The sequence below is a fragment of the uncultured Faecalicoccus sp. genome, from assembly GCF_944325745.1.
Lineage (GTDB): Bacteria > Bacillota_I > Bacilli_A > Erysipelotrichales > Erysipelotrichaceae > Faecalicoccus.
In genome coordinates, this window is sequence record NZ_CALVBG010000081.1 from 1 (window position 1) to 4,186 (window position 4,186).

Here is a 4,186-nt window from a genome sequence, read left to right on the forward strand (position 1 = left end):
TTTCGTGTCGACGGCGCTGGTCGAATCATCCAGGATCAAAATCTTTGGTTTTTTCAACAACGCACGGGCGATACAAAGTCTTTGACGCTGACCGCCGGAAACGTTGGTTCCTCCTTGTTCAATATAAGTATCGTATTTATCGGGCATCTTCTGGATGAATTCATCGGCCTGTGCCAATTTACATGCTTCTTCGATCTCTTCATCTGTGGCATTGGGATCTCCCCAGCGCATGTTTTCTTTGATGGTTCCCGAGAACAAGACGTTTTTCTGAAGAACCATGGCAACACTGTTGCGAAGACTTTCCAGATCATAGTCACGGACATCGATTCCGGCGACTTTGACGCTTCCTCCCGTGACATCATAGAGTCTTGGGATCAGCTGAACCAAACTGGATTTTGCCGATCCGGTTGCTCCCAGGATCCCTAAAGTAGAGCCGCTTGGGATGTGCAGGTCAATATTGTCTAGGACATAGTTGGCTTCATCTTGAATGTTTGTGTATTCAAAATAGACGTCTTCAAAGTCGATCTGACCGTTCTTGATTTCCTTGATCCCGTTTTCAGGAGAAACCAGATCGCTTTTCTGATTGATGACTTGGGCAATACGTTCACCGCTGGCAATCGACATGACAACCATGACAAAGACCATACTAAACATCATCAAAGACATCAAAATATTTGCGGTGTAAGTGAATAATGACATCAATTCCCCAGTGGTCAAAGATGAACCGACGATCATATGCGCTCCAAACCAGGAGATCATCAAGATGGCACCATACATGCTCATCTGCATCAGCGGCATGTTCCAGATCAAGATCTTTTCGGCCTTCATCTGAATGTTGTAGATATCGCCACTTTCTTTGTGGAATTTATTCGTTTCAAATTTACCGCGGACATACGCTTTGACCACACGGATCCCGCTGATGTTTTCTTGTACGGATGCGTTCAATGCATCGTATTTGCGAAACATCTTTTCAAATACAGGGTGAACGACAAAGCTGACCGCAAACAGAGCAATTCCCAAAAAGATGATCACGACGATGAAAACCAATGATAATTGGAAATTGATAAAGAAGCACATGCTCAGAGCAGCCACCAGCATAAACGGAGCACGCACACAGATGCGGATGATCATCTGAAAGGCCATCTGTACGTTGGTCACATCGGTCATCATACGCGTGATCAAACCACCGGTTGAATATTGATCGATGTTGCTGAAGGCAAATTTTTGAATGTTTTCATATTCTGCTTTTCGCAGATTCTTTGCGAAACCGCTGCTGGCAATGGCGGCATGTTTTCCGCTTTGTGCTCCGGCCCAAAGTCCGATAAAGGCACAAACGATCATGATTCCGCCGATTTTCCAAACAATATCCATGTTTCCTTCTTCGATGCCGCGGTCGACCAAAACCGACATCAAATAGGGAATCAGGACTTCCATGATAACTTCGATAATGACATAAAGGGGGGACTTGATCGTGTTGATCTTGTATTCTTTGATTTGTCCCATCAATGTTTTCACCATGTTATTCTTCCTCCTTATCCATTATTAGATTCTTGGCTACTTTTTCTAATAAGACGAACAATGTTTCTTGTTCTTGGGCTGTCAAATTGCCGGAGATCTTGGATTCAAAATCGCGAACATTTTTGTTGACGACTTTTTGAAATTCCATCGCTTTTTCCGTCGCTTCGATATAGTGGACGCGTTTGTCTTTTTGACTTTGGATCCGTCGAATATATCCTTTTTGTTCTAAGCGATTCAAGATCCCGGTCACTGTCGGGTTGGAAATGTGATAGAATTCCTCAATGTCTTTTTGAGAAACCTTTTCCAATTTGGTCCATCGTAAAAAACGCAGAACTTTTTCTTGCGAGGCCGTTAAGTCAAAGACTTTCAGGGTCTCGTTCATGTTTTTTTCGATAGCGGATTCGATGCATTTAAAGTAGAAACCGTAGCCATATTTTCTCTTGTCCATGCGCACCTCCTATACCATAGCATGCTATATAAAAATATAGTTTGCTATACAATTATAGGTCATTTGTTCATATTGTCAACCATTAAAAAAAAAGATACAATACGGCTATGCAAAAAAACGAACTCTATCCCGTGATCTGTGAAGATATCACCAATCAAGGCTATGGAATTGTCCATATCGATTCTATGACAGCCTTTGTTTTTGGGTTGCTTCCAGGCGAAAAAGCGAAGATTCGGATCCTCAAAGTGTTATCGCGGTACGCGTTTGGAAAAATCGAAGAGCGCTATACTTTTTCTGCCCATCGTCAAGAGCCTGTTTGTCCGGCCTTTGGCAAGTGTGGAGGCTGTGCATTTTTACATATGGAGTACTCGGCTTCCTTAAAAGTCAAACAAGATTATGTACAAAGCTTGTTTGATCGCGCCCATCTGCCCATCAAAGTGGAATTTCCGTTTTTCCCGCAAGATCCCTATGCCTATCGAAATAAGGCCCAGTTTCCCGTGCAAGTCAAAGAGGGAAAGGTCCAGATGGGGTTTTACCGTCCCCATTCTCACGATGTGATCAATTGTCCTAAGTGTATGATCCAATCGGATGCAATCAATCATGTTTATCAAACGATTCGACAAAAGATCCAGCCTGAAGCGGCAGCCGGTTTGCGCCATGTTTTGATTCGGTCCAATCGCAATAATAAGATCCAGATCGTATGGATCGGTTCGGAGAATCGATTTCAAACCTTGTCGCAGGAACTGGTCGCTACGCTTCCTCAGATCGTCTCCATTGTCTTTAATAAAAATACCCGTAAGGATAATGTGATCTTAGGGGAAACTTATGAAGTATTATATGGAACGGATTTTCTGGTCCAGGAATGTAGGGGACTGCAGATGGATGTCCATTTTAAATCATTCTACCAAGTCAATCCGGTCATGATGGAAGTCTTATATCAAACCGCCATCGATCTGGCAGATCTGCAAGACTTCATGCATGTGGTGGATCTCTATTCAGGGACCGGAACAATCAGCTGTCTGGTCAGCCGGCATGTACAAAGCGTGATTGGGGTCGAGATCGTGGAAGAAGCCGTTCAAGATGCGAAAAGAAATGCGTTGCGCAATCATTTGGACAACGTTGAATTTGTCTGCGAAGATGCCGGGGTCTATGCGCGGAAACATGCCCAAAAGACCGATGTGCTCTTTGTGGATCCCCCGCGAAAAGGGCTCAGTATAGAAGCCACAGAACACATTCAAAGTTTTGATCCCGATAAGATCATCTATATCTCGTGCAATCCGAACACTCTGGTTCGCGATGCCAAACGATTGCAGGAAGCGGGATATGCTTGTCAAAGAGTACAGCCAGTTGATATGTTTTGTCAGACAGCGGGTTTAGAATGTGTATCTTTATTTGTCAAACGATAAAAAGTTCGCTATAATAAGGAACACATGAGGCCGTGGTGGAATCGGCAGACACGCTACTTTGAGGGGGTAGTGGGCATAGCCCGTGTGAGTTCAAGTCTCATCGGCCTCACCATAGTGATTGAGAGTAGCCGCCTAGAGGCGGCTATTTTGAAAGGAAGAGGATGTTTATGAAAAACAATCGATTACCACAAGTCCTTTATGTTTTCTCTGTTGTAGCGTTGGCTTATATGGGATATACGCTGTTCTACAGCTATGATTCCATTACAACCTATTATGCGGCCTATAGTTCACAGGCACCGATCACGGAAATCTTTACTAGTTTGATTTCCAGTGCTTTTACTCCTTTCTGCATGGCATTGATCTTTTATGCTTTAGGGGTGATCGTTCAGATGCTGCAGGGGATCCGTGAGGAATTTGAAATAGCGGCAAGCCAGGAAGAAGAGAAAACCGAGCCCGAAAAACAAGAAGAAACATCGGCCTCAGAGGAACCCAAAGAAGTCCCTTCAAAAACGGAAGAAACAACCGAGAGTGAAAGTGCAGCTCCTGAAAAAGAACAGGAGCCGCAAACAAAAGAAGAATCAAACAGTGAAAGTTCAACTGCTGAAGATCCAGATCAGAAATGATTTGGATCTTTTATTTTTTTTGGATTTTTATCGTATCTATTACTAGGTAGTCGTTTAAGGAAGAAGGAGGAGAGAATGATACGAAAATCCATTCAAAAAATTTTGGGGATCTTATTAGGGGTGATCATGATCTTGATGCAGGGGCTTCCGGTCTTTGCGCAAGAACTTACGATTCATGTGGAGTATCCTGT

At 43.5% G+C, this 4,186-nt stretch carries 4 protein-coding genes and 1 tRNA gene; 3 read left to right on the top strand and 2 right to left on the bottom strand.

Annotation, left to right across the window (positions count from 1 at the left end; all coding sequences use genetic code 11):
• Both Q0J48_RS06615 and Q0J48_RS06620 read right to left on the bottom strand, forming a co-directional pair.
• Positions 1–1,518 (bottom strand): ABC transporter ATP-binding protein (locus Q0J48_RS06615; RefSeq protein ID WP_296242704.1); only part of this gene is annotated, 1,518 nt, incomplete at its 3' end.
• 1 nt (position 1,519) lies between these two features.
• A complete protein-coding gene (locus tag Q0J48_RS06620) occupies positions 1,520–1,966 on the bottom strand; it encodes a MarR family transcriptional regulator (protein ID WP_296242705.1) in 447 nt (148 codons plus the stop codon).
• Between the two features lie 107 nt (positions 1,967–2,073).
• On the opposite strand from Q0J48_RS06620, the gene rlmD reads away from it, so the two are divergent.
• The 3 genes from rlmD to Q0J48_RS06635 all read left to right on the top strand — a co-directional run bounded on the left by rlmD (position 2,074) and on the right by Q0J48_RS06635 (position 3,995).
• The gene (gene rlmD / locus Q0J48_RS06625) at positions 2,074–3,372 is read left to right on the top strand and encodes a 23S rRNA (uracil(1939)-C(5))-methyltransferase RlmD (RefSeq protein WP_296242706.1); all 1,299 of its coding nucleotides are present in this window, start codon (positions 2,074–2,076) and stop codon (positions 3,370–3,372) included.
• A gap of 26 nt (positions 3,373–3,398) precedes the next feature.
• A tRNA-Leu gene (locus tag Q0J48_RS06630) sits at positions 3,399–3,484 on the top strand.
• 55 nt (positions 3,485–3,539) lie between these two features.
• Positions 3,540–3,995: a hypothetical protein gene (locus Q0J48_RS06635; RefSeq protein WP_296242707.1), complete on the top strand. Its 456-nt coding sequence runs from the start codon at positions 3,540–3,542 to the stop codon at positions 3,993–3,995.
• The last annotated feature ends 191 nt before the right edge of the window (positions 3,996–4,186 follow it).

Excerpts from the sequence above, each read along its gene's own strand:
- Q0J48_RS06620 (WP_296242705.1), bottom strand. The coding sequence starts at position 1,966 with ATGGACAAGAGAAAATATGGCTACGGTTTCTACTTTAAATGCATCGAA.
- rlmD (WP_296242706.1), top strand. The coding sequence starts at position 2,074 with ATGCAAAAAAACGAACTCTATCCCGTGATCTGTGAAGATATCACCAAT.
- Q0J48_RS06635 (WP_296242707.1), top strand. The coding sequence starts at position 3,540 with ATGAAAAACAATCGATTACCACAAGTCCTTTATGTTTTCTCTGTTGTA.